This is a genomic window from Blastococcus sp. VKM Ac-2987 (assembly GCF_026967805.1).
In the GTDB taxonomy this organism is placed as follows: Bacteria; Actinomycetota; Actinomycetes; order Mycobacteriales; family Geodermatophilaceae; genus Blastococcus.
In genome coordinates this window covers 600,605-622,925 of record NZ_JAPVBG010000001.1, presented here as the reverse complement: position 1 = coordinate 622,925, position 22,321 = coordinate 600,605, and the positions used below count along the sequence as shown (strand labels likewise).

25 protein-coding genes and 1 pseudogene are annotated in these 22,321 nt (G+C 74.0%); 9 read left to right on the top strand and 17 right to left on the bottom strand.

Annotation, left to right across the window (positions count from 1 at the left end; all coding sequences use genetic code 11):
- Nucleotides 1–5: 5 nt before the first annotated feature.
- Both O2W17_RS03025 and O2W17_RS03020 read right to left on the bottom strand, forming a co-directional pair.
- Complete coding sequence (locus O2W17_RS03025) at nucleotides 6–872, bottom strand: DUF4349 domain-containing protein (protein ID WP_269190913.1); 867 nt, start codon at nucleotides 870–872, stop codon at nucleotides 6–8.
- 41 nt (nucleotides 873–913) lie between these two features.
- Nucleotides 914–1,237, bottom strand: a complete 324-nt coding sequence (locus O2W17_RS03020; protein ID WP_269190912.1) for a GNAT family N-acetyltransferase — start codon at nucleotides 1,235–1,237, stop codon at nucleotides 914–916.
- Between the two features lie 104 nt (nucleotides 1,238–1,341).
- On the opposite strand from O2W17_RS03020, the gene O2W17_RS03015 reads away from it, so the two are divergent.
- Nucleotides 1,342–1,782 (top strand): CBS domain-containing protein, encoded by a 441-nt coding sequence (locus tag O2W17_RS03015; protein WP_269190911.1) that lies wholly within the window; start codon nucleotides 1,342–1,344, stop codon nucleotides 1,780–1,782.
- 28 nt (nucleotides 1,783–1,810) lie between these two features.
- Here O2W17_RS03015 and O2W17_RS03010 read toward each other — a convergent pair whose 3' ends face one another.
- Both O2W17_RS03010 and O2W17_RS03005 read right to left on the bottom strand, forming a co-directional pair.
- Entirely contained in the window at nucleotides 1,811–2,278 is a 468-nt protein-coding gene (locus O2W17_RS03010; RefSeq protein ID WP_269190910.1) for a hypothetical protein, read from the bottom strand.
- Nucleotides 2,275–3,132 carry a hypothetical protein gene (locus O2W17_RS03005; RefSeq protein WP_269190909.1) on the bottom strand — a complete coding sequence of 286 codons (858 nt, stop codon included), beginning with the start codon at nucleotides 3,130–3,132 and terminating at the stop codon, nucleotides 2,275–2,277. The genes O2W17_RS03010 and O2W17_RS03005 overlap by 4 nt, the downstream gene beginning before the upstream one ends.
- Before the next feature lie 88 nt (nucleotides 3,133–3,220).
- On the opposite strand from O2W17_RS03005, the gene O2W17_RS03000 reads away from it, so the two are divergent.
- The 3 genes and pseudogenes from O2W17_RS03000 (at nucleotide 3,221) to O2W17_RS02995 (ending at nucleotide 6,032) form a co-directional block, all read left to right on the top strand.
- Entirely contained in the window at nucleotides 3,221–4,939 is a 1,719-nt protein-coding gene (locus O2W17_RS03000) for an FAD-dependent oxidoreductase (protein ID WP_269190908.1), read from the top strand.
- Nucleotides 4,909–5,373, top strand: a pseudogene (locus O2W17_RS22255) (SRPBCC family protein); the annotation flags it as partial. The gene O2W17_RS03000 and the pseudogene O2W17_RS22255, both read left to right, overlap by 31 nt.
- A 284-nt stretch (nucleotides 5,374–5,657) precedes the next feature.
- Nucleotides 5,658–6,032 carry a DUF2200 domain-containing protein gene (locus O2W17_RS02995; RefSeq protein WP_269190907.1) on the top strand — a complete coding sequence of 125 codons (375 nt, stop codon included), beginning with the start codon at nucleotides 5,658–5,660 and terminating at the stop codon, nucleotides 6,030–6,032.
- A 7-nt stretch (nucleotides 6,033–6,039) separates the two neighbouring features.
- Here O2W17_RS02995 and O2W17_RS02990 read toward each other — a convergent pair whose 3' ends face one another.
- Nucleotides 6,040–6,366: a hypothetical protein gene (locus tag O2W17_RS02990; RefSeq protein ID WP_269190906.1), complete on the bottom strand. Its 327-nt coding sequence runs from the start codon at nucleotides 6,364–6,366 to the stop codon at nucleotides 6,040–6,042.
- 263 nt (nucleotides 6,367–6,629) lie between these two features.
- Here O2W17_RS02990 and O2W17_RS02985 point away from each other — a divergent pair, with 263 nt between their 5' ends.
- Nucleotides 6,630–7,148 (top strand): hemerythrin domain-containing protein, encoded by a 519-nt coding sequence (locus O2W17_RS02985; RefSeq protein ID WP_269190905.1) that lies wholly within the window; start codon nucleotides 6,630–6,632, stop codon nucleotides 7,146–7,148.
- A gap of 445 nt (nucleotides 7,149–7,593) precedes the next feature.
- Here O2W17_RS02985 and O2W17_RS02980 read toward each other — a convergent pair whose 3' ends face one another.
- From O2W17_RS02980 to O2W17_RS02955, 6 genes are all read right to left on the bottom strand, one after another.
- Nucleotides 7,594–8,013 (bottom strand): lysylphosphatidylglycerol synthase domain-containing protein, encoded by a 420-nt coding sequence (locus O2W17_RS02980; RefSeq protein WP_269190904.1) that lies wholly within the window; start codon nucleotides 8,011–8,013, stop codon nucleotides 7,594–7,596.
- On the bottom strand, nucleotides 7,946–9,526 hold the full coding sequence (locus tag O2W17_RS02975) for a phosphatase PAP2 family protein (protein WP_269190903.1): 1,581 nt from the start codon (nucleotides 9,524–9,526) through the stop codon (nucleotides 7,946–7,948). The genes O2W17_RS02980 and O2W17_RS02975 overlap by 68 nt, the downstream gene beginning before the upstream one ends.
- On the bottom strand, nucleotides 9,523–10,080 hold the full coding sequence (locus tag O2W17_RS02970; protein ID WP_269192040.1) for a response regulator transcription factor: 558 nt from the start codon (nucleotides 10,078–10,080) through the stop codon (nucleotides 9,523–9,525). The genes O2W17_RS02975 and O2W17_RS02970 overlap by 4 nt, the downstream gene beginning before the upstream one ends.
- 13 nt (nucleotides 10,081–10,093) lie before the next feature.
- Nucleotides 10,094–10,324, bottom strand: a complete 231-nt coding sequence (locus O2W17_RS02965; RefSeq protein WP_269190902.1) for a hypothetical protein — start codon at nucleotides 10,322–10,324, stop codon at nucleotides 10,094–10,096.
- 45 nt (nucleotides 10,325–10,369) lie between these two features.
- Nucleotides 10,370–12,703 carry a heavy metal translocating P-type ATPase gene (locus O2W17_RS02960; protein ID WP_269190901.1) on the bottom strand — a complete coding sequence of 778 codons (2,334 nt, stop codon included), beginning with the start codon at nucleotides 12,701–12,703 and terminating at the stop codon, nucleotides 10,370–10,372.
- A gap of 168 nt (nucleotides 12,704–12,871) precedes the next feature.
- Nucleotides 12,872–13,201, bottom strand: coding sequence for an MFS transporter (locus O2W17_RS02955; protein WP_269190900.1), 330 nt, complete (start codon nucleotides 13,199–13,201; stop codon nucleotides 12,872–12,874).
- Between the two features lie 202 nt (nucleotides 13,202–13,403).
- Here O2W17_RS02955 and O2W17_RS02950 point away from each other — a divergent pair, with 202 nt between their 5' ends.
- The gene (locus O2W17_RS02950) at nucleotides 13,404–14,768 is read left to right on the top strand and encodes an MBL fold metallo-hydrolase (protein ID WP_269190899.1); all 1,365 of its coding nucleotides are present in this window, start codon (nucleotides 13,404–13,406) and stop codon (nucleotides 14,766–14,768) included.
- Nucleotides 14,769–14,780: 12 nt separating this feature from the next.
- Here O2W17_RS02950 and O2W17_RS02945 read toward each other — a convergent pair whose 3' ends face one another.
- From O2W17_RS02945 to O2W17_RS02920, 6 genes are all read right to left on the bottom strand, one after another.
- Nucleotides 14,781–15,047 (bottom strand): metal-sensitive transcriptional regulator, encoded by a 267-nt coding sequence (locus tag O2W17_RS02945; RefSeq protein WP_269190898.1) that lies wholly within the window; start codon nucleotides 15,045–15,047, stop codon nucleotides 14,781–14,783.
- A gap of 104 nt (nucleotides 15,048–15,151) precedes the next feature.
- On the bottom strand, nucleotides 15,152–16,033 hold the full coding sequence (locus tag O2W17_RS02940; protein WP_269190897.1) for a sulfite exporter TauE/SafE family protein: 882 nt from the start codon (nucleotides 16,031–16,033) through the stop codon (nucleotides 15,152–15,154).
- Between the two features lie 4 nt (nucleotides 16,034–16,037).
- Nucleotides 16,038–16,616, bottom strand: coding sequence for a rhodanese-like domain-containing protein (locus O2W17_RS02935; protein ID WP_269190896.1), 579 nt, complete (start codon nucleotides 16,614–16,616; stop codon nucleotides 16,038–16,040).
- Nucleotides 16,613–17,998 (bottom strand): MBL fold metallo-hydrolase, encoded by a 1,386-nt coding sequence (locus O2W17_RS02930; protein WP_269190895.1) that lies wholly within the window; start codon nucleotides 17,996–17,998, stop codon nucleotides 16,613–16,615. Before O2W17_RS02930 ends, O2W17_RS02935 begins: the two co-directional genes overlap by 4 nt.
- A 32-nt stretch (nucleotides 17,999–18,030) precedes the next feature.
- On the bottom strand, nucleotides 18,031–18,345 hold the full coding sequence (locus tag O2W17_RS02925; RefSeq protein ID WP_269190894.1) for a rhodanese-like domain-containing protein: 315 nt from the start codon (nucleotides 18,343–18,345) through the stop codon (nucleotides 18,031–18,033).
- Nucleotides 18,346–18,976: 631 nt separating this feature from the next.
- Nucleotides 18,977–19,111 (bottom strand): hypothetical protein, encoded by a 135-nt coding sequence (locus tag O2W17_RS02920; RefSeq protein ID WP_269190893.1) that lies wholly within the window; start codon nucleotides 19,109–19,111, stop codon nucleotides 18,977–18,979.
- 236 nt (nucleotides 19,112–19,347) lie between these two features.
- Between O2W17_RS02920 and O2W17_RS02915 the strand changes: the two genes are divergently transcribed.
- The 3 genes from O2W17_RS02915 to O2W17_RS02905 all read left to right on the top strand — a co-directional run bounded on the left by O2W17_RS02915 (nucleotide 19,348) and on the right by O2W17_RS02905 (nucleotide 21,998).
- Nucleotides 19,348–19,701 carry an SHOCT domain-containing protein gene (locus tag O2W17_RS02915; protein WP_269190892.1) on the top strand — a complete coding sequence of 118 codons (354 nt, stop codon included), beginning with the start codon at nucleotides 19,348–19,350 and terminating at the stop codon, nucleotides 19,699–19,701.
- Between the two features lie 65 nt (nucleotides 19,702–19,766).
- Nucleotides 19,767–21,056, top strand: a complete 1,290-nt coding sequence (locus tag O2W17_RS02910) for a multicopper oxidase family protein (RefSeq protein ID WP_269190891.1) — start codon at nucleotides 19,767–19,769, stop codon at nucleotides 21,054–21,056.
- A 63-nt stretch (nucleotides 21,057–21,119) separates the two neighbouring features.
- Entirely contained in the window at nucleotides 21,120–21,998 is an 879-nt protein-coding gene (locus tag O2W17_RS02905) for an alpha/beta fold hydrolase (protein ID WP_269190890.1), read from the top strand.
- The last annotated feature ends 323 nt before the right edge of the window (nucleotides 21,999–22,321 follow it).

Genomic DNA, 22,321 nt, shown 5'->3' with positions numbered 1-22,321 from the left:
GCGGCTCAACCCTCGGCCGCAGCCGGGGGCGGGGGCGCGGCCCGCCGGAGCGACCGGCGCAGCGGGACCAGCACGGCGGCGGCCACGAGAGCGGTGACCGCCAGCCAGGGCAGGACGACGCCGATCGCGACGACGGCCGCGCCCGTGACCGCGACCAGCGACCGCCACCCGGTTCCCAGCCCGTCGAGGAAGCCGTCCGGCCCGCCGGCGGGCGCGACGCCGAAGGGCTCCAGGTGCACGCGGAGGGTCGACAGCTCCACCTGGTCGGCCAGCGCCGCCCGCCGGGACTGCAGCGACTCCAGCTCCTGCTGCCGCTGCGACAGCGCCTGCTCCGCCTCCAGCAGCGCCTCGGTGGTGGCGGCGTCGTCCATCAGGGCGAGCAGCCGCGCCACGGAGGACTGCAGCGCGGTGATCCGAGCGTCCAGGTCGACCGCCGTGGCGGTGACGTCGGAGCGGGACACCGACACGTTGCCGACGTCGCCGAGCTCCTCGAGGTCGGCCAGCATGCCGGTCAGCTCCGCGGCCGGCACGCGCACCACGAGGTCGGCGACCGTGCCCTCGACCCCGTCCTGGACGGAGGTTGCGTGCACGGTGCCCTCGTCGACGCGCCCGCCGGCGGACTCGACCAGCTCGCTCACCTGCTGCGCGCCCTCGGCCGGGTCGTCGACGGCGAGCGAGGCGCTGGCGGTGGTGACCACCTGCCGGTCGGGAGCGGCCTCGTCGCTGCCCGGGACGGCCATCACGGGCGCGACAACACCCCCGGCGCCGTCCACGCTGTCCGACTCCCCGCCGGAGGAGCCGGTGCAGCCGACGAGCAGGACCAGGATCAGCGCGGCCGGGACGAGGAGGCGCCTGGCAGGAACGGTGTCCATGCCCGGTGGACGGGGCGGCCGAGCGGATCGGTTCCCGCCGGTCAGCGGGCAGCGAGCCCGAACTTCGCTCGTCGATTCGCGGGCACGAGGTCGGCGTAGTCGGGGTGGCGCTGGATCCAGCTCCGGATGAACGGGCAGAACGGGAGGACCGACGCGCCCTCCTCCCGCACGGCGTCCAGGGCTCCCCGGGCGAGCGCCGACCCCACACCGCGGCCCTCGAACTCCGGATCGACCACCGTGTGGGTGAACGCGACGGAGGACCCCCGCCGCCGGTACTCGGCGAGCCCGGCCACCTTCCCGTCGACCAGCGCCTCGAAGCGGCCGGTCTCCGGGCGGTCCACGACCGTCGTCCCGCCGGTGGTCACGGTCGGTGCCTCCGGCGGTGATCGGGGGAGCGGGACGGGTGCCACCGGGCGGCCATCGGCGGCACAATGCCGACGTCCCCACGCCGTCTCGGAAGGGACCGCAGATGCCGGAGAACCCGCCTGCCGCCACGGACGCCGGCCTGCCCACGGTGGCGGACGTGATGCGGCCACCGGTCACCACGGTGGAGCTCACCGCGCACCTCGCCGGTGCCGCCTACCTGATGAAACGTGCGCACGACGGCGCGCTCGTGGTCATCGACGACCACGTCGAGCGCCGGCCGGTGGCGCTGCTCTGCGACGCCGACATCATCCAGGCGGTCGCGGACGGCAAGGACCCGGAGCAGACCCGCATCACCGACCTGCACCGTCCCGCGCCCGTCACCGTGGGCCCGGACGTGACCGTGGCGGACGCCGCGGAGCTGATGCTCTCGAGCGGGCTGCAGTACCTCCCGGTGGTCGAGGAGGGCCGGCTGCTCGGGCTGGTCGACCTCACCCTGGTGTGCCGGTCGCTGCTGGGCACCCAGGCGGGGGCGCCGCAGTCCTGATCGGCCGGCGGTCACGGCGCCGCCGTCCTCAGCCGACGTCGAGGAGCTCGAGCAGCACGCCGGTGACCAGCCCCAGGGTCGCGTGCCCGACCACCCCGCGGGCGTGGCTCTCCAGGGGGTAGGCGGTGAGCAGGGGCAGCGCCGTCCCCTCGTCCACCACCAGGAACGCGCCGGCACCGACGCAGAGCCCCGCAGCCAGCGGTCGCATCCCCCGCCGGGTGAGAGCCGCGGCGAGGACCCCGTAGGTCACCCCGAACGACCGGTGCACCGCCAGCCCGACCCGGCCCGCCGCCTCGTCGTCGAGGTCGCGCCCCGTGGCGCCGCCGAGCTTCTTGCCGAGCTGGACCAGCGTGCCGCCCGGCGCCAGCTCCTCCTCGCGGATCTTCGTCGCCTCGCTGTGCCGGCGGTAGAACCACCGGGTGGCGACGTCCATGGTGCGGCTGGCTACGTAGCCGCCCAGCGCTCCGGCCACCAGGTCCCTCCGGCGGCGGGTCACGTCGTCGCCCCGGCGCGGACGGGCTGGGCGGCGCGGAGCCGTCGCAGCGCATACCCCGCGCTGAGCAGGGTGGAGACCATCAGGACGATGTAGACCCAGGTGGCGGGGGAACCCCACCGCACCACGTCGACGTACCGGGCGAGGACGACGAGCTCCAGCGCCCCGAAGACCGCGTAGGCCACCGCGGCCAGCTCCAGGCGGTGGAGGTCGCGGTCGCGCAGGGCGAGCACGATGCCGATGCCGAAGGCGAGCAGCCACGAGGCGACGGCCCGGGCGGTGAGCGGGGTCAGCGGCCACGGCCACAGCTCCGACTCGGTGGCCGGCGCGACGAACAACACCGCCCCCACGACGAGGAAGACCGCGCCCTGCGCGGCGAGCACCGCGGCGAGCCCGCCGGGCAGCGGCAGCGCCGCGGGTGGCTCCGCCTGCCGGGACCGTTCCTGCCGGACCAGCATCACCAGCATCCCGACCGGGATGACGACGTAGACGGCGAGCCAGAACCAGGCGGCCGACCGTGCCACCAGGCCGGGCTCCTCGAAGTGGAAGGGGTCCAGGTGCAGGAGGGTGGCGAGCAGCGTGAGCAGCGTGAACACCAGGACGGTGACGAACGGGACGCGGATGCGCGCCCATCGCTCCTCCCGCAGGGACAGGACGACGAGCACGCAGCCGGCGGCGTAGGCGGCGCCGAGGAAGGCGGCGCTCGCCGGGGGCGCGATGGTCCAGGCGAAGTACTCGTCGGTGCGCCCGGACCCGAGGAAGAGGGAGACGAACGCGAGCAGCGTGAGGGCGGTGAAGACGACGAGCAGCAGGCGGGTGCCGGGGAGCACGGGACGGGATCCAGACGGATCCATCATGATCAGACCTCGGTGCGGTGGAGGACCGGATCGGTGCAGAGCACCAATCCCCTTGACCCCCCGTGCAGTGACGCCCTAGGCATGCTATATGGGCGCTTCCGACGCCGACAACGAATTGACCGCGCGAGCGGCACTGGTCCTGGTGAGCCGGGACCCGCCGGTGCGCGACCAGGTCGGGCAGGAGCTGGCGAAGCGCTACGGGGCCGACTACGCGGTGGCAGTCTGCGACGCCGAGGACGACCTCGCCGCCCGGCTGGCCCAGCTGCAGGACGGCGGCATCCCGATCGCGGCGATCCTGGCAGGCCTGAGCCCGGCGGACCCCGACGGCCTCGACGTGCTGGCGCGGGCGGGCGCCCTGGCGCCGGGCGCGGTGCGGGCCTGCATCGTGCGGTGGGGCGACCTGGAGACGGCGGCGCCGATCTTCGAGGCGATCACGCTGGGCCGGCTGGACGGGTGGCTCTACCGCCCGGACCGGGCCGGCGACGAGGACTTCCACCTCTCGGTGACCGAGTTGCTGGCGGAGTGGGACAGCCGGCAGGGCACCGGCTACGAGGCGGTGCAGGTGATCGGCGAACGCTGGTCGGCCCGCTCGCAGGAGCTCCGCGACATGTTCACCCGCAACCGGGTGCCGGTCGGTTTCTACGACGCCTCCGCTTCGGATGGGCAGGAGTTGCTGGCGGGCCTGGGGCTGGAGCAGCCCGCGCTGCCGGTCGTCGTCCTCCGGTTCCGCCCGGAGGTGCCGGCGCTGACCGACCCCAGCGCGATGGACATCGCCGCCGCGTTCGGGGTCCTGGAGCCGGTGGACGAGAGCACGCTGGCCGACGTCGTCGTGGTGGGTGCCGGGCCCGCCGGCCTCAGCGCCGCCGTGTATGCCGCGTCGGAGGGCCTGCGCACGGTGGTGGTCGAGCCGCTGGCCATGGGCGGGCAGGCCGGCACCAGCTCGCTGATCCGCAACTACCTCGGCTTCCCGCGGGGCATCAGCGGCAACCGGCTGGCGGCCAGCGCGTACCAGCAGGCGTGGTCGTTCGGCGCCGGCTTCATCTGGTCCCGCAGCGTCGTGGGGATGTCGAGCACCGACGGGGAGCACCGGGTGCACCTCTCGGACGGCGCGACGCTGCGGGCCCGCACGGTGGTGGTCGCGACCGGGGCGGAGTGGCGGCGCCTGGAGGTGCCCAGCCTCGAGGCGATGCAGGGCCGCGGCCTCTTCTACGGAGCCGCGGTCAGCGAGGCGCGGGCGATGTCGGGCAAGCACGTCCTGGTGGTCGGCGGGGGCAACTCCGCGGGGCAGGCGGCCGTGCACCTGGCCCGGTACGCCGACCGGGTGACCGTCCTGGTCCGGCGCGGGCTGGCCGAGACGATGTCGGAGTACCTGGTGCACGAGATCGACGAGGCGCCGAACATCGACGTCCGCTCGCGGGTGCAGCTCGTGGACGGGTCGGGCGGGCAGGTCCTGGAGGAGGTCGTCGTCGAGGACCTCGACACGGGGGAGCGGGAGACGATCCGGGCGGACGCCGTCTTCGTGCTCATCGGGTCGAAGCCGGCGTCGGGGTGCCTGGGGCCGGAGGTGGCGAAGGACCAGTCGGGGTTCGTGCTCACCGGGCCGGACCTGGACGGCGCAACGCCGGGCTGGCCGCTGGAGCGGCCCCCGATGTTCCTGGAGACCAGCGTCCCGGGCGTGTTCGCTGCCGGCGACGTCCGGGCGGGCTCGGTCAAACGGGTGGCGTCCGGGGTGGGGGCGGGCGCCATCGCGGTCGCGCTGGTGCACCAGTACCTGGCGTGGGCCGCCGCGGTCGCAGTGGACGGCTGACTCCGGTGCCCGAGTTCGTGTTCCGGGACGAGTGGCGGGTCGCGGCGCCGCCGGCCGCGGTGCGGGAGGTGGTGCGCGCCGTCGAGTCGTGGCCGGAGTGGTGGCCGTCGGTGCAGAGCGTCACGCGGGTGCCCTCCGGCGACGGCGACGGCGAGGTGTGGCGGTTCGTGTTCCGGACCCGGCTGCCGTACCGGATGGAGTTCGAGGCGCGGGTGCTGCGGGACGACCCGCTGCGCGGCGTGCGGACGACGGTGACCGGCCGGGTCGAGGGGGAGGGCCGGTGGGACATCGCCGAGGTCGAGGGCGGGGCGGTCGTGAGCTTCGACTGGGAGGTGCGGCCGCAGCTGCTGTGGATGCGGGTGCTGTCGCCGCTGGCGCGCCCGGTGTTCGTGTGGAACCACCGGGAGCTGATGGAGGAGGGCGGGGAAGCCCTGGCGCAGCGGCTGGGCACCCGACTGCTCGCGCCGACGGTCAGCACCCCCGCCGTGGGGCCGGCGATCGCAGCGTCGACGGGGTGGTTCGCGGCGCTGCTCGCTCCGTGGGTGGTGGCGCGGCGGGTCGGGCGGCGTCGTCGTGGTCGGGTGGGGAGCCGTCGACCGCGATCCGACCGGACACGCTGGGGAACCGTCGTCGGCGGTCGTGCTGCTGGCCCGGTGAGGTGCGGCGCGCTAGCGTCCGGGGCACCAGGCCGCTGCGACTGCACACCGGGAGCCCCGCCGTGCCCGCACACCGCATCTTCACCACCCCGTTCGCCAGCGTCTACCCGCACTACGTGGCCAAGGTCGAGCGCAAGGGGCGTACCCGGGGGGAGGTCGACGAGGCGATCTGCTGGCTCACCGGCTACGACGATGCAGGCCTCGCCGCAGCGCTGGAGGACGAGGTGGACTTCGCGACCTTCTTCGACCGCGCACCGGCGATGACCGCCCACGCGGCGCTCATCACCGGCAGCATCTGCGGGGTCCGGGTGGAGGACGTCGATGACCCCCTCATGCGCAAGATCCGCATGCTCGACAAGCTCGTCGACGAGATCGCCAAGGGGCGGCCGATGACCAAGGTGCTGCGGGGTGGTCACGACAGCCGCACCACGGTGTAGGCCCGCGCTACCGGGTGAGGCGCACCTCGGAGGACGCGCCCGCGCTGTGAGCGGTGCCCGGTGAGCTGTCCAGCAGACCGGCTGCCCGCCACGCCGCGACGGTGTCGTGGACGTAGGTCTCGAACGACCGCGGCTCCCGACCGAGCAGCTGCCTGGTCGTGCGGAGTTCCCGGTGCGAGGTCGGCCTCGAGATTCGGCGCAGCAGGCGGAAGGACGCCGTCCCATCCGCGAGACGCGGCCCGTCCAGGCAGCGGGCGAAGGTCCGCACCATGATGTCGTCGTCGTCCCCGAGGTAGACCACCGCTCGCCCGAGGCAGGGGCGGGACGGTGGCACGGCGATGCCTCTCGGGCCGGGTCCGTCCCGGCTTCGTGGACGAGCCTCGGTGGCCCCCTTGTGGCGTACTCGTCCCTGGCTTGCCCCCGGTGCCGTGACCTGAGTTGCCGAGGCCGACGAGGGGCTCGATCGCCCGCTGCGCCGCGGTGCACGCGATGGAGAGCTGGGCTCTCCAGGAGCTGGAAGTCCGGGTCCTGCGGGTGCGGCGCGGCCCACATCCTGCGAACGGCGTGGCTGCGGTCGATGCGGGTAGGGGGCCCGGCATGTCCGACTTCGAGATCACCGCCCTCGTCCTGGCCGAGCACGAAGTCTTCCGGCGGGAGTTCACCGCGCTCGACGACCTGCCCGCCGACGAGCTCGCCGCCGCCTGGGAGGCGCTGCACGCCAAGCTCGAGGTGCACGCCGTGGCCGAGGAGCAGCTGTTCTACCCGTTGCTCGCCCAGGAGGCGGACGGCGAGCAGGAGACGGCGGAGGGGGTGCACGACCACAACGAGATCCGGCACGCCGCGGCCGCCGTCGGGGAGCACGAGGTCGGCAGCGAGGGATGGTGGGAGGCGGTGCGCAACGCCCGACAGGTGAACGCCGACCACATGGCCGAGGAGGAGACGGATTTCTTCCCACCCTTCAAGGAGGCCGTCGACGAGGAGCAACGCGAGGCCCTGGGGATGCAGTGGCTGGCCTTTCACGACAAGCACGAGGAAGCCGAGGGGCTGTCCGGCGAGGACGCGGAGGTGGAAGAGGTGATCGCGACCGAAGTGCCGGAGGGGGACCCGTCCGTCTAGGGACGCCGCCACTCGGCGGAGCTGCGAGAGCTGCGCCGGGCGGCGGCCTACCGGGCCCGCGACGTGCTCCCAGGACGATGTACCCGCTGTCCGTGAACTCGCCGCCGGGGTCGGCCTCCTCCGGTAGGAAGCGCAGGACGACGTCCTCGGCCACGAGCGCTGTGCGTGCCCCGCCGGCAGCCGGGCCGTCGAGACACCAGTGCCAGGGGCACCCATCCACAGGCGCCTCGTGCCCTCACCCCAGCGCCCGTCGCCCGACCGACGACAAGGCGCTCCGGTTGCGTCAGGCGACGAGCCGGTGGAAGCGCCAGAAGCTGTCATCTACGCGCAGGACGGTGACATCGAGGACGCCCGCTACGGGCGTTCCGCCGAACGATGTCCGGAGCATCATCCTGCCAGTGGCGGCGGAGTCCCCGTGTGAAGGTGGAACCACGACCTCAGCCGGTCAGAGGAACAGGCGATGCGCGAATCGGGCAGCGAGGAACGAGCCGAGGACGGCCGGCGCCCAGAAGGTGAGCAGCCGGAAGGCGAGGACGCCGGCGCATGCGATACCCAGGGGTTCGCCGAGAGCGGTGAGCGCGAGGGTCAGCGACACCTCCGCGATCCCGGGTGCTCCGGCCACCGGGAGCGCGGCCCAGAAGAGCCGGAGAGCCGTGTACACCGCGGCGGTGACGGTCACCGGGACGTGCCCGCCGACGGCGTGCAGCGCCGCGACGAGGGCGGCGGCCTCGAGCGCGATCGCTGCAGCGGACCAGCCGGCCCCCGCCGCGATGCGCCGCGCACCCAGCCGGCGCAGTTCAGGGGGCTGCCGCGTAGCGGACGCGGGCGACGCCCGCCGCCGGGTGAGTGACTGCCCGAGCGACACCAGGAGGAAGGCCGCGACACCGAGCGCAAGGAGGGCCAGCACGGAATCCGGACTCCGCCAGGTGGTGCAGACCACGGGCGACCACGGTGAGAGCTACTGCCGCGCCCAGCCACCGCCACCCCTCGAACTCCACCTCCGCCAGCACCCCGGCGGTTCCACCGATCGCTTCCAGGCCGACGAACACGGTCGCCGCCCCGGCCACGACGGCCAGCCAGACCAGGACGCCGGCCGGCTGCAGGCGCGGCCGTTCCGGATCCGGCAGGCCGAGCCGGCGGTGCGTCTCGCGGCGTAGGCCGTCCAGTCGCGTCGGCTCGGTGCGCAACCCGGCGCGGGTGACCGCCGACAGTGCCAAGGGCTCCATGCCCGGAAGTGCGCGGGTCAGGACGTCGCCGCCGAGCCCCGCGACAGCGCTGCCGACCACCAGTCCCGGGTCGGTCCGCAGTGCCAGCGAGGCCATGAGTTCGGCGACGTCGCGGTCGAGGGTGTCGTCGCCGGCGCCGGTCTCGGCGTTGCCGAAATCCACGATCCACGGGTTCCCGGCACGGTCGACGAGCACGTTCGAGGCGACCAGATCGCGGTGGGCGATGCGGGCCGCCCGGAGGAGGGCGACCTGTTCCCAGACGCGATCGAGGAGTACGGCGGTGATCTCCTCCGGTGCGAGGCTGTCCAGGGAGCGGGCGTCGATGCGCTTCTGCACCACGAGGGCGCGGCCGTCGGTGCCGCGGGCCAGGAGCACCGTCGGTACGCGTACGCCGCGTTCCCGGGCGGTCATCGCGGCAACGGCCTCGTCGGCGGCCTGCCGGCCCAGCGGTGCGAGTGCACCGACGTCCCTGACGTCCCCGACGACGAGCATCCGGGCCCCGCGGTAGAGCCAGTCGCGGTCGAAGGGGTCGGGGTCGAGCACCTTGATGAACAGCGAACTGCCGTCCGCGCCGGTGCCCCAGAAGGGGTGCGAGCTGCGCGCGGGAACGGCTGCCGGACGCAGCTGCTGCGCCGGCAGGCCGAACCGGGCCAGCAGACGGGCGACGTGCGGGACGGCAGGCGACCAGCGCGGCACCCCGAACGCGTAGTGCACCAGCGAGCCGCAGATCCAGCCCACCAGCAGACCGCCCACGACGTCCAGCGGAAGGTGCGCTCCCACGTAGATGCGGGCCAGCCCGACCGTCACCGCGAGCGCCCACGCCACCCGCCGCAGCCGCCGGGACAGGTACGGCGCCGCTGCGGTGGCGAGGGCGGCAGCCACAGCGGAGTGCCCGGACACGAACCCGTTGCCGCCCAGGATCGCTTCGTGCAGCACGGCGCCGACGGTTGGTGAAGTCCTCACCCACCGCGCCGATGTGCGCGGAGTCGGGTCGTCCTCCACGACGGCGGCGACCGAGGTGGCGTCCCGTTCCAGGGCGGCGAACAGCGCGTCGCTCTCGTGGTCGGCGAAGATCAGGCCGAGGGGCACCACGAGCACGGCCAGCACCAGCGCGGTGATCGTGAGGTAGGAGACCAGCAGGCGGCGGGTCATGACGGGGAATCGAGGCGGTAACCCACGCCGCGCAGGGCGGCGGTCCAGCGCGGGTCGCCGAGCTTCTTGCGCAGCGACGCGACGTGCACGTCGAGGGCCTTGGTCGAGCTCCACCAGTTCTCGTCCCAGACCCGGGCGATGAGCTCCTCCCGGCGTCGGACCGTGCCGGGCTCCTCGGCGAGCAGCTCCAACTCCTTGTTCGTGAGCTCCACCGGTTGCCCCGGCAGCAGGACCTGCCGGCCGCGCCGGTCGACGGTCAACGGCCCGAGTGCCTGCCGCCCGTTGGCCGCGGGCACCCGGGCACCGCGCCGCAGCACCGCGCGGATGCGGGCCACCAGTTCTCGGAAGCCGAACGGCTTGACCTCGTAGTCGTCGGCGCCGATCTCCAGCAGCAGCACCCGGTCGAACTCGTCGCCGCGGGCCGTGCCCACGATGACCGGCGTCGCCGACGGCCCGGTCAGGGTCCGGCAGACCTCGCGCCCGTCGACGTCGGGCAGACCCGGGTCGGGCAGCACCAGGTCGGCCTCGGGCTCCGCGAGGGCCGGTCCCTGCAGCCGGCCAGCGCCATCACCACGACGCCGCCCTGGCTGGAGCCGGGCACGGCGACCGGTCGTCGAGGAAGTCCTCGTGGAAGAGCGGACGGGTCATGGCGCCGGGGAGGAAGACCACGGCGACCCGGTCGGGCTTCCCGTCCGACACGGACAGCATGATCGGTGCCCCCGCCGACGGGATGAGGACCTCGCGGTGGGCGGCGGATCGCTGGACGGCGGTGAGCTGTCGCTGGGTGGTCGAGCGCATCCGCGGGCTCCCGCTACGGAAGTGCCGGCCCGCGTACCCGGTCGCTCATTCGGCGACGACGGCGAAGTAGGTCTCCTCCTCGGCGAGATGCAGTTGGAGCAGCGTGTGCAGCGCCGACAGGCAGGCCAGCAGGTCGGCCCGGCGCTCGGCGTCCAGCTCGCCGCCCTCGTCCAGTGCGTCGACATGGACCTGCAACCGCTCGGCCAGCCGGCTGATCTCCGCGTGCGACCTCTCCATCGCAGCCGCCCCCTCACTGGCCCCCTGGACCGAAGCCAGGTTCGGGACGAGCTGGGACTGCTCGGCGCGCTCGTGCGGCATCACCCGGTCGACGAGCGCGGACCGCGCGCGGCGCAGGGCGTCGACCGCGTCCTGGGCGGGTCCGCCGGCCAGCGCGTCGGCGGCCATCCGGAGCAGGGGGAGGACTTGCCGCACGTCGTCGTGCTCTCCGGCGAAGCGCCGCACGAGGGTACGGGTGCTGGGCGGCACGGCCGGGCCGCCGGCCTGGCCGCCGCGAAGCGCGCGAAGGGCGTTGAGGATGACCGCGACGTCGATGCCCTCCTGGAGCAGGGCGCCCAAGGTGGGCGGGAGCAGCCCGACGGCGGCGAACGCCATGGCCACCAGGGACATGACCATGCCGGCGACCGCGCTCTGCACGGCGATCCGGCGGGCGCGTCGGGCGATCTCCATGGCATCGGCCACCCGGTCGAGCCGGTCGGTGGTGAGCACCACGTCGGCGGCCTCGGAGGAGGCGGTCGCCCCGCGGGCACCCATCGCGACACCGACGGTCGCGGCGGCCAGCGCGGGGGCGTCGTTCAGCCCGTCGCCGACCATCACGGTCACCGCCCGTTGCTGCTCGGCGCGAACCGCGGCGACCTTGCTCGCCGGCGTCTGCTGCGCCCGCACCTCGTCGAGGCCGAGCACCGCGCCGACCTCCCGCGCCGGCTCCGGCCGGTCACCGGTCAGCATCACCAGCCGCTGGATGCCTGCGGCGCGCAACCGCTGCAGCGTTCGGCTGGCGTCGGGCCGCAGCGGGTCCTTCAGCAGCACCGCGCCGACCGGCGTGTCGTCCACCTCCACCCACACCAGCGCGCAGTTGTCGAGCCGGGCGCGGGCGAGCGCCGCCAGGCCCCAGGCGGTGTCCGGCTCCACCTCTCGCTTGCCGATCCGAACGCGTCGTCCGTCGACGGTCGCTACGACACCGCGACCCGCCTCCTCGTCGACGTCCTCGGGCAGGGACAGCGTCAGGCCGCGGGCCCGGGCCTCGGCCACCACCGCCTCGGCGAGCACGTGCGGGGACAGCTGGTCGGCCGACGCCGCCAGTCGCAGCGCTTCCGTCGGCGGCCATCCCGGCGCGGTCAGCACCTCGGTCACCGCCGGGCGGCCGGCGCTGAGCGTGCCGGTCTTGTCGAGCAGCATCGTCTGCGCCCGCCCCAGGCTCTCCAACGCCCCGCCACTGCGGACCACGACACCGAGCCGGGAGGTCCGGGACAGGCCGGAGACGATGGCGACCGGTGCGGCCAGCAGCAGCGGACAGGGCGTCGCCACGACCAGTACCGCCACGGCGCGCTCCATCGAGGCGCTCACCAGCCAAGCCACCCCGGCCACGGCGAGCGACAGCGGCAGGAACCAGGCCGCGAAACGGTCGGCCAGCCGCACGACCGGGGCGTTCTCCGCACCGGCCTGCTGGACCAGGGCGACGATGCCGGCGTAGGTGCTCTGCGCCGCCGGCACCGTGCAGCGGATCTCGAATGCGCCGCCGCCGTTGAGCGTGCCGCTGCGCACGGTGTCGCCGGCGGCCCGTTCCACCAGCTCGGGTTCCCCGGTCAGCGCCGACTCGTCCAGCACCGCCAGGCCGCCCTCCACCAACCCGTCGACGGGGAGCACCTCCCCGGGCCCGACCACGACCAGGTCGCCGACGGCGACGTCGTCGACCGGTACCTCGGCGACGGTGTCACCGACCCGGCGGCGCGCGGTTCGCGGCGCCCGCTCCAGCAGCGCCCGCAGGTCTCGGGTCGCCCGCCGCTGCGCGGCCGCGTCCAGCGCCCGCCCGGTGGCCAGCATCACCCCGATCAGCGCGCCCGCCAGGTACTCGCCGACCAGCAGGGTGCCGAGCAGCGCGAGCAGCGCGATCAGGTCGACCCCCAGCCTCCGCCGCAGCAGCGCAGCCAGCATCCAGCCGGCCGCCGGGACCACCGCGATGATCGTGGCGGCCGCCCACAGGACGTCGTCCCACCGGTCGGCCCCGACGACCCAGGCCAGCCCGCCGGCCGCCAGCAGCCCCAGCGTGACCACCAGCAGCGCAGGCTCCAGCCACCGTCGCAGCCCGGGCTCCGGCCCGGACGAGTCAGGGTGACGTGGCGGTGACTCGACGACGGACACGCGCGTCTCCTCCCGATGACGGTCGTCCCACGCCGACCGACATCCGACCCTCCCTGTCCCAGGATGGGAGCACCATCGACGCCGGACCCGGACCACGAGGGTCGAACGGCTCTGACTGAGCCGCACTGCGGTTCGGTCCCGACAGGGGCTGTGGCTTCGCACACCGGCTCAGCGGCGTGCGTCGGCTTCCGGGCGGCCGATCGAGCCCGTGTTGGACGGCTTCATCAACGGCTGCCGGTGCGTCTCGTACATGCGGACGGCGGCCAGCAGACCGGAGGCGGCGGTGAGCCCGGCGACGACCCAGACGGCTGTGCGGATGCCGAACAGGTCGGCGAGAACGCCGGAGAGCAGCGCGCCGACGGCGAAGCCGCCGTCCCGCCACAGCCGGTTGATGCCCACGGACCGCGCTCGCCAGGCCGGGTGCGCCACGTCGCCGATCGCGGCCAGCAGGGTGGGGTGGACCATCGCGGTCCCGGCGCCGAGCAGGATCGCGGCCACGGTCCACACGGGGCGAGGGGCAGGGCAACGCCGCAGGTCAGACCGGGGTCGTCGCCCCGCGTCGCGTACAGCCGTGATCGGCGGTACGAACGACACGGCGGGGTGCCGGCCGGAGGCCCGCCGGGATGCGGCGCCGGCGTCGCTCAGGAGCCGTGCGGCACAGTGGCGCTGGTACCCCACCGGGTAGGGGAAGGGGACCGGCATGTTCGACGTGCAGACGATCGAGACCGCCAGCCTCGGGGACCGGAGCTACCTCATCGACGACGGCGAGGTGGCCGTGGTCGTCGACCCGCAGCGGGACATCGACCGGGTGCTGGACCTGGTCGAGCGGCGGCGCGTGCGGATCACCCACGTCGTCGAGACGCACGTCCACAACGACTACGTCACCGGCGGCCCGGAGCTCGCTCGGCATGCGGGGGCGGCCTACGTCCTCCCGAGCGGGAGCGACGCGGAGGTCGACCACGTGGCGGTGTCCGACGGCGATGTCCTCGACGCCGGCCGGATGCGTCTCGCAGTGCTGCACACCCCCGGGCACACCCATCACCACGTCTGCCACGCCCTGGCGGCCGATGGCGGCGAGGTCCAGGCCGTGTTCACCGGCGGCTCCATGCTGTACGGCGCCACGGGCCGCACCGACCTGGTGAGCCCGGCAGCCACCGACGAGCTGACCCACGCCCAGTACCACTCGGTGCGGCGGCTGGCCCGGGAGCTGCCGGCCGAGGCGCAGGTGTTCCCGACCCACGGCTTCGGCAGCTTCTGCTCGGCCACCCCGACCAGCGGGACGTCGTCGACCATCGGCGAGCAGCAGCGGGTCAACCCCGCCCTGACGCAGGCCGAGCAGGAGTACGTCGACACCCTGCTCGCCGGGCTGGACGCCTACCCGGCCTACTACTCGCGCATGGCCCCGATCAACCGGCGGGGGCCGGCGCCGGTCGATCTCTCCGTCCCGGAACGCGTCGACCCGGCCGAGTTGCGCCGGCGGATCGAGGCGGGGGAGTGGGTGGTCGACCTGCGCGAGCGCACGGCATTCGCGGCGGGCCACCTCGCCGACTCGATGAACGTCGAGCTCGGCACGAACTTCGTGACCTATCTCGGGTGGCTGTACCGCTACGGAGCGCCGCTGACGCTCATCGGCGAGAGCGAGGAGCAGGTGGCCGAGGCCCGCCGCGAGCTGGTGCGGATCGGCGTCGACGAGCTGGCCGGGGCCGCGATCGGGGACGTCGGGTCCCTCGCCGACGGGCGGCCGTTGCGGTCCTACCCGGTCAGCGACTTCGCCGGCCTGGCCGAGGCGATGGAGTGCGGGCCGGTGCAGGTCCTCGACGCCCGGCGCAACGACGAGCGGGCCGACGGCTTCGTCCGGGGCTCGCAGCACATCCCGCTGCACGAGCTCGCGGACCGGCTCGACGACGTCCCGCAGGGCGAGGTGTGGGTCTACTGCGGTTCCGGCTACCGGGCGTCGATCGCCGCCTCGGTGCTGGACCGGCCCGGTCGCTCCGTGGTGCTCGTGAACGACGACTACGGAGCGGCCGGGGAGGCCGGGCTGGAGGTGCGGCCGGCCGGGGCCTGAGTTCCGTCCGGCTCAGGCCAGGGAGAGGAACAGCTTCTCGAGCCGGGCGCGGTCGAGGGCGTCGCCGTCCTCGCCGGCGGTGATGCACTGCTCGAGGCCGGTGGCGATGATGGCGAACCCGGCCTTGTCCAGCGCCCGGGAGACGGCGGCCAGCTGGGTGACGACGTCCTCGCAGTCGCGGCCGGCCTCCAGCATGCGGATGACGCCCGCGAGCTGGCCCTCAGCGCGCCGAAGCCGCTTGACGACGTCACCGACGACCTGGGTGTTTTCGAGCTGCATGTCCTTCATCCTCTCCCGCCCGCCGGGCGTGATACCCGGGCGGGTACTGCTGGGTGGAGCGCCGCGCGGCAGGGAGGCATTCCCGGTGCCCTCCCGCTGCGGCGTCAGGCCGAGGCCGCGGCGTGAGGGCCGCCTACCCCGGCGTGCCGCAGGGGGCAGCGAGGTACGAACGCCGAGCAGGTCCCCATCGCCGTGGCCACACCGAGGAGCGCGATGAGCGCGGGGATGCGCGCCCCGTCCGGCGCCTCCTGGACGAGCACGAAGGCGCCCATGGCCAGGACGAACCAGCCGAAGGCCCGGCGCAGCGCGTCGGCCGGGATCCGGTCGACGAGCCGGGCGCCGACGAGGCTGCCGGCGACCGCGGCGACGGTGATCGCGGCCACGAGCGCCCAGTCGAGGGAGACGGTGGTGAGGTAGCCGCTCAGCCCGGCGAAGGACTTCATGGCGATGACGAGCAGCGACGTGCCCACGGCCACGCCCATGGGCAGCCCGCCGAGCAGGGCCAGCGCCGGCACGACCAGGAAGCCGCCACCGGCGCCGACCAGCCCGGTGACCAGGCCGACGACGACGCCGTCCAGCAGCACCCGGCCCACGGGCAGCTCGGTGTGCGCTTTCGCGGGGTCGACGTCCTTGCGGCCGCGGAGCATGGCCACCGCGGTGGCGACCATCATGAGGGCGAAGCCGACCATCAGCAGCTGCCCCGGGAGGTGACCACCGGCGAACCCGCCGGCGAACGCGCCGGCCATCCCTGCCACCCCGAACAGCAGTCCGGTGCGCCAGCGGACGCGACCGGCGCGGGCGTGGCCGACCACGCTCACCGCCGCGGTGACGCCGACGACGACCAGCGAGGCGGCGATCGCCTCCTTGGCGTCCATGCCGGCGACGTAGACCAGCAGGGGGACCATCAGGATCGATCCACCTCCGCCGAGCAGCCCCAGGGTGACCCCGACGACGACGGCGAGCGCGACGGTGAGCGTGATCAGCACCGGGTCACCTCGTCGCGGTCAGCTGGTCCAGCGCCGAGCCGGTGGAGCGGGCGCCCCGCTTGTTCCACGGCATCTTCGCCAGCGCCATGCCCATTGCGCAGGTGTTGGAGGCGGCGGCGAACACCAGGCCGCCGCCGACGAACGCCGACAGCCACTTGGCGCGCGGGGCGACGGTGCTGGCCGCGATGCCGGTGAGCACGAGCGAGCCGGCGGCCAGCCGCACCTGTCGCTCCAGCTCCCAGGCCTGCCGGCCGCGGTTCAGGTCCCCGCCGGTGGCCTGCCAGTCGACGATGCCGCCGGAGAGGACGCGGCTGCTGCCGAGCCCGGCCCGGTGCAGCGCCTCCTGCGCCTGGCCGGCGCGCTGGCCGGACCGGCAGACCAGGACGACGTCGTGGTGGTCGTCCAGCACCGTGCAGAGCTGGTCGAGGGAGCCCTTGAGCTCGTCGAGCGGGATGTTGACCGCGCCCGGGATGTGCCCGGCCTCGAACTCGACCGGTGTGCGGACGTCGATCAGGGTCGGGTCGGGGTGGTCGGTGCTCCCGAGGCGCTCGGCGAGGGCGGGGGCGTCGACGGTGCGGGTCATGCGGAGATCTCCTGGAGGGTCGCGGTGGTGAGGGGGAGGCCGGCGGGGCCGGCGTTGTCGAAGGAGTCGTCGATCGCCACGACGTCGACGCCGTGGGCATCCAGGAGGGCCGCGACGACGCCGGCGCGGTAGCCGCCGGCGCAGTGCACCCAGACCTCTCCGGACGGGACCTCGTCGAGGCGGCCGAGCACCTCGTGGATGGGGATGTGGGCCGAGCCGGCGATGTGGCTCTCGGCGCGTTCCTGGTTGCGGCGCACGTCGAGGACGGCGGTCGCCGGGTTCCGCGCGAGCTGCGTGGCCAGGTCGGCGAAGGTGGCGGTCCGGTAGCTGCGCAGCGGCTCGCCGCCGGCCCACTCCGCGGGCGTGCCGGTGGCCATGGCGGCCGGCCGGTCGATGCCGACGCGGACCAGTTCGCGCTGCGCCTCGGCGACGTCCTCGGCGGTGTCGCCCAGCAGCGTCACCGACGTCCCCCACGGCATCAGCCAGGCGAGGTAGGTGACGAACTGACCGTCCAGGCCGAAGTTGAGGGTGCCGCGGACGTGCCCGGCGGCGAAGGCGGTGCGGTTGCGCAGGTCGACGACCCACTCGCCGGCCTCGATGCGCCGGCGGAGTTCGGCCGGGTCGGCCTGCTCCGGGAGCGACAGGTCGGGGCCGCCCGGGCCGGCGGAGTTGGCCGGGCCCATGTGCGCGTAGTAGGCCGGGTAGGCGTCCAGGCCGGCGAGGAGGTCCTCGACGTAGCGGGCCTCGTCGGTGGTCAGCGCCGGGTTGGCCAGCTTCTCCTGCCCGATGGTGCTGGCCGTGCCGCCGGACTGGGTGGCCGAGCAGAAGCTGCCGAAGCCGTGCGTCGGGTAGACGGCCGCCTCGTCGGGCAGTTCGGCGGCCAGCCGCCGGGCCGAGTGCCATTGCGCGTGGGCCAGGGTGTCGGTGTGGTCGGGGCCGAGCAGGTCCGGGCGGCCGGTGGAGCCGTACAGCAGCGAGCCGCCGGTGAACACCGCGACCGGCCGGCCGTCGGCCTCGAGGGCGAAGGAGAGGTGGGTGTGGGTGTGTCCCGGGGTGAGGAGCACCTTCACCCGCATCCGGTCGCCGACCTCGACGACGTCGCCGTCGGAGACGCCGGTGCGCTCGAAGGAGACCTGGTCGTCGGCGTTCAGCAGGTACCGGGCGCCGACCTCGCGAGCCAGTTCCAGCCCGCCGGTCACGTAGTCGTTGTGGATGTGCGACTCGAAGACGTGGGTGATGCGGACGCCGGCCGCCTCGGCGAGGCCGAGCACGCGGTCGTAGTCGCGCTGGGGGTCGACCACGAGGGCGACCGCGCCGTCGTGGGCCACGTAGGTGCGGTCGCCGAGTCCGGGGGTGTCCAGGGGCAGGACGGTGATCGTCATCGGACGGTCCTCTCGGGAGGGTCGGGGGGTGATCAGGCGGAGGTCGCGACCGGACGGCCGGCCTCGATCCACGCGCCGGTGCCACCGCTGACGCTGGTGGCGTCGATGCCCACGGCGCGCATGAGTTCCGTGGCCTGCGCGCTGCGTCCGCCGGCCTGGCAGATGACGAGGACCTGGCGGTCCTTCGGCACCTCGGGCAGCCGCACGGGCAGCAGGCTCAGCGGGAGGTTGACGGCGCCGGGGACGTGGCCCGGGCGGTACTCGCGCGACTCGCGGACGTCGACGACGAGCGCGTCGCCCTCGGCGAGTCGGGCGGCGAAGGCGTTCTGGTCCATCTCGGGGATCACGTCAGCTCCTTGACGACTGGGACATATACCCGGGGGGGTATGTGTGCCTCAACCGTAGCACCGCCGTCGCCATTCCCCCGGGGGTATGTTCGGAGCGGTTGTCGACCAAGCCGGCGCCACCGCGACGGACGTGGCGAAAGCGCCGTTGCGAGACCGGCATCTGCCCGCGCGGCGGCCCTCGGAGCGAAGGAGAAGGACGGATGTGTCGAGCGGTGTCCTGCAAGACCTGCGGCAAGACCACGTGGGCCGGCTGCGGCCAGCACGTGGATCAGGTGATGGGAGGCGTCCCTGCCGCGGAGCGCTGCCCGGGGCACGATCGCGAGGCCGGGCGCGCCGGTGGTGGCTTCTTCGCAAGGTTCCGGCGATCCCGGTAGCCAGCTCGCCGGGATGCGTGCCCGAGCTGCGAGATGTCGCCCCGAGCGACCTGCCGAGTCCGTTGCCGACGCAGCCCCGACCTGGTAGCCGGCCGCCGATGCCGGCGCTGCCCCGCACCCGGCGGTCGCGGCCCCGTGGGCGGCGCGGTCCGGACAGCCGTCGTCAGCGGTGCAGGCTTGGCCGGAGTCGCTCGACAGCGGGGGCACGTTCACGACGCCGTGGGCCCCCAGGAGCCCACCGGCACGTCGTCAGCGCGTCAGCGCGCCGAGACGAGCAGCTCGCAGAAGGCGGTCTCGTGCCGGGGCAGCTTCCACCGGTCCGGTGACGGCGGATGGACGTCGACCACCGGCCGTTCGCCCGTCGGGAGGTCGTCGAACCGCGCTGGCTCCACGGTACCCCCGGGGGTACCGTGAGGGTGCTGGCGCGGTCGGAGAACACGGGCGGACACGCGCAACCACGCTGTCGAACCAGCCCGGCGTAGAGGCCCCGCGAGGGTCCCACGGTCGATTCAGAAGGCACGGGAAGCGCAGGTGACCGGATGGCAGGACGTGCTCGCAGGTCCCGGGCGTCCGGTGGCAGCGTCGTCGTCCGCGTCGACCTGACGGACGAGACGAGGGGTAGGAGAACGTGGGATTCGACATGGGCATGGGCTGGATGTGGCTGTTCTGGCTGCTGCTGATCATCGGGGCGGTGCTGCTGGCCGTGGTCACCGCCCGGGCGCTCGGCGGCGGTGTCGCTCGGGGCGACGGCGGGGAGGGCGGCGTGCCGCGGGAGCAGAGCCGTGCGCGGCAGGTCCTCGACGAGCGCTACGCGCGGGGTGAGATCAGCACGGAGGAGTACGCGGAGCGGCTGCGGGTGCTGGGTGGCGGCGCCTACTGCGGCCGATCACCCGGCGCAGGGCGCTCCAGCTGGGTGGCCTGGGACTGCTCAGCGCCGCGGTCGGCGGCACCGGCTTGGTGCTCGGAGGCAGGTCGCGGCTGAATCCCGAAGTTGGTCCAGAGCTGACCGAACCGGAGACGCTGCGCAGCGAGGACGGCGCCCTGCAGGTGCGGCTCGAGGCGGTCGCGGGCCGGCTGCGCATCGCGGGTCGCGAGGCGACTGCCTACGGCTACAACGGTGGGGTCCCTGGTCCCACGCTCCGGCTGCGCCCCGGTGACCGGCTGCAGATCCAGCTGGTCAACCGGCTGGACGCCCCGACCAACCTGCACGTCCACGGCCTGCACGTCTCCCCGGAGGGCAATGGGGACAACGTCTTCATCACCGTGGCGCCGGGGGAGTCCTTCGACTACGACTACCGGTTGCCCGAGGATCACCCGCCCGGGGTGTTCTGGTACCACCCGCACCACCACGGGACGGTCGCCGACCAGCTCTTCGGCGGCCTCTACGGCGCCATCGTGGTCGAGGACGTCGACGCACTACCGGTGGCGCGGGAACGGGTGCTGGTGGTCTCGGACATCAGCCTCGACGCTGCTGGCCGGCTGCGGCAGCCGTCGACGATGGAGCGGATGATGGGCCGCGAGGGCGAGCTGGTCCTGCTCAACGGCCAGGTCCGGCCCATCCTGACCGCCCGTCCGGGGGAGCGGGAGCGGTGGCGGGTGGTCAACGCGTGCACCTCGCGCTACGTGCGGTTGCGCCTGGACGGCCAGCAGCTGGACCTGCTCGGCATCGACTCCGGTCGCCACGCCCAACCGCGCCGCGTGGAGGAGATCGTGCTGGCCGCGGGTAACCGTGCCGACCTGCTGGTGACCACGGCCGCCGGTACCGGCACGCTGCAGGCGCTGGGGGTCGACCGCGGCGGCATGGGCGGCATGATGGGCGGTTCGGTGTCCGGGGACGTCGGACCGCTGGCCACCCTGGAAGTCGCCGGCGCCGAGGCGGCCGCACCGGGCCCGGTCCCCCAGCAGCGGCTCCGCGACCTGCGCGGAGTCGAGGTGGCCGAGCGACGTCGGCTCACGTTCGACATGGGCATGGGTGGCGGGATGGGCGGGGGCATGGGACCCGGGGGGATGAGTTTCACCATCGACGGCCGGGAGTTCGACCCTCACCGGGTCGACCAGGCGGTGCTCGTCGGGGCGGTGGAGGAGTGGGTGATCGCCAACACCTCGCCGATGGCCCACCCGATGCACCTGCACGTGTGGCCCATGCAGATCGTCGCCGAAGGCGGCAGGCTGCTGGACGACGTCCGGTGGCAGGACGTCGTCAACATCCCCGCCGGCGGCGAGGTCACGGTCCGGGTCGCCTTCGACGACTTCAGCGGCCGGACCGTCTACCACTGCCACATCCTCGATCACGAGGACAACGGCATGATGGGCATCGTCGAGGCCGGCCGGCAGTGAGGATGATGTGACCCCCGCGGGCCGGACACCTTGGTGTGTGTGCGATCGAGGGCCGGGTGCCGTATGACCACGCTTGACCAGCAAGTCAGGTTGCCCGACGGCCGGCTGCTCGGATACGACGAGTACGGGGTGCCTGGCGGCAGTCCACTGCTCTATCTCCACGGCACTCCGGGAGCCCGGCGGGAGTGGCGGCTATTCGGAGGGGAGCAGGCCGCTCGGAGCCTGGACCTCCGGATCATCGCGGTGGACCGCCCGGGCATGGGGTTGTCGGACTTCCAGCCGGGGCGCCGGGTCACGGACTGGCCCGGTGACGTTCTCGCCCTGGCCGATCGGCTGAGGATCGGAGCGTTCGCCGTCCTGGGCTGCTCCGGTGGCGGGCCCTACGCGGCGGCCTGCGGCGCGCTCCTGAAGGATCGGGTGACCGCGGTCGGCATGGTGGCTGGGCTGGCCCCGTTCGAGGACGGGATCCTCGCCGGCGAGGTCGGTGGGCGAGCGCGCCGATTCCTCCAGCTGGCCCGCGACCGACCAGCGGTGTGCCGGGCGCTGTTGCGACTCATGGGCGTGGTCGCGAGCCGGTATCCCCGAATGCTGACCCGGCGCACGAGGGCGGCCCCGGACCGTGTGCTCATGGCCGACCCGGAGGTGCAGCAGGCATTCCTGGCCGAGGTGCGAGAGGCGCTGCGTACCGGCGCACGGGGGGCCCAGCACGACGCCGCTCTTCTGGCCCGCCCGTGGGGATTCCGGCTCGAGGACATCCGGGCGCCGGTGTACATCTGGCACGGGGAGCAGGACCGCAACGTGCCGCCGCAGACGAGTCGCCGGTTGGCCGCCGCGATTCCGTCCAGCCGGACACGCTTCTATCCCGACGAGGCACATCTGTCACTGATGCGACACCACGCCGGGGAAATTCTCGCCCAATTGATAAGCGGACCGCCGAGCTGAGCGGGCCGCTGCGGCTACCCGCCCCCGGGCCTGGCCGCAGGGAGCGCATCGATCTCTCCGTGGCCGTCCGCTGCCCGCGCAGGGCGGCGTCTCACGCAGGGCCAGCTGCTCGGGGGCGACGCTGCGGACTCCGCGGCGGCGGATGATCGCATCGTCGGGAGAAGCGGACCCACCTGGTGTCCGGGGCGCCGCTGCCGGTCAACGCGAGTTCGGCCAGCAGTGCATCACCGAGCGCCGCGTCCTCGGATCTCCGATCGGCACGTGCGTCCTTCCTATGCCGTCCCGGGCAGCCGGACCACGGCAGAGGCGCAGGCCGCCGTGCG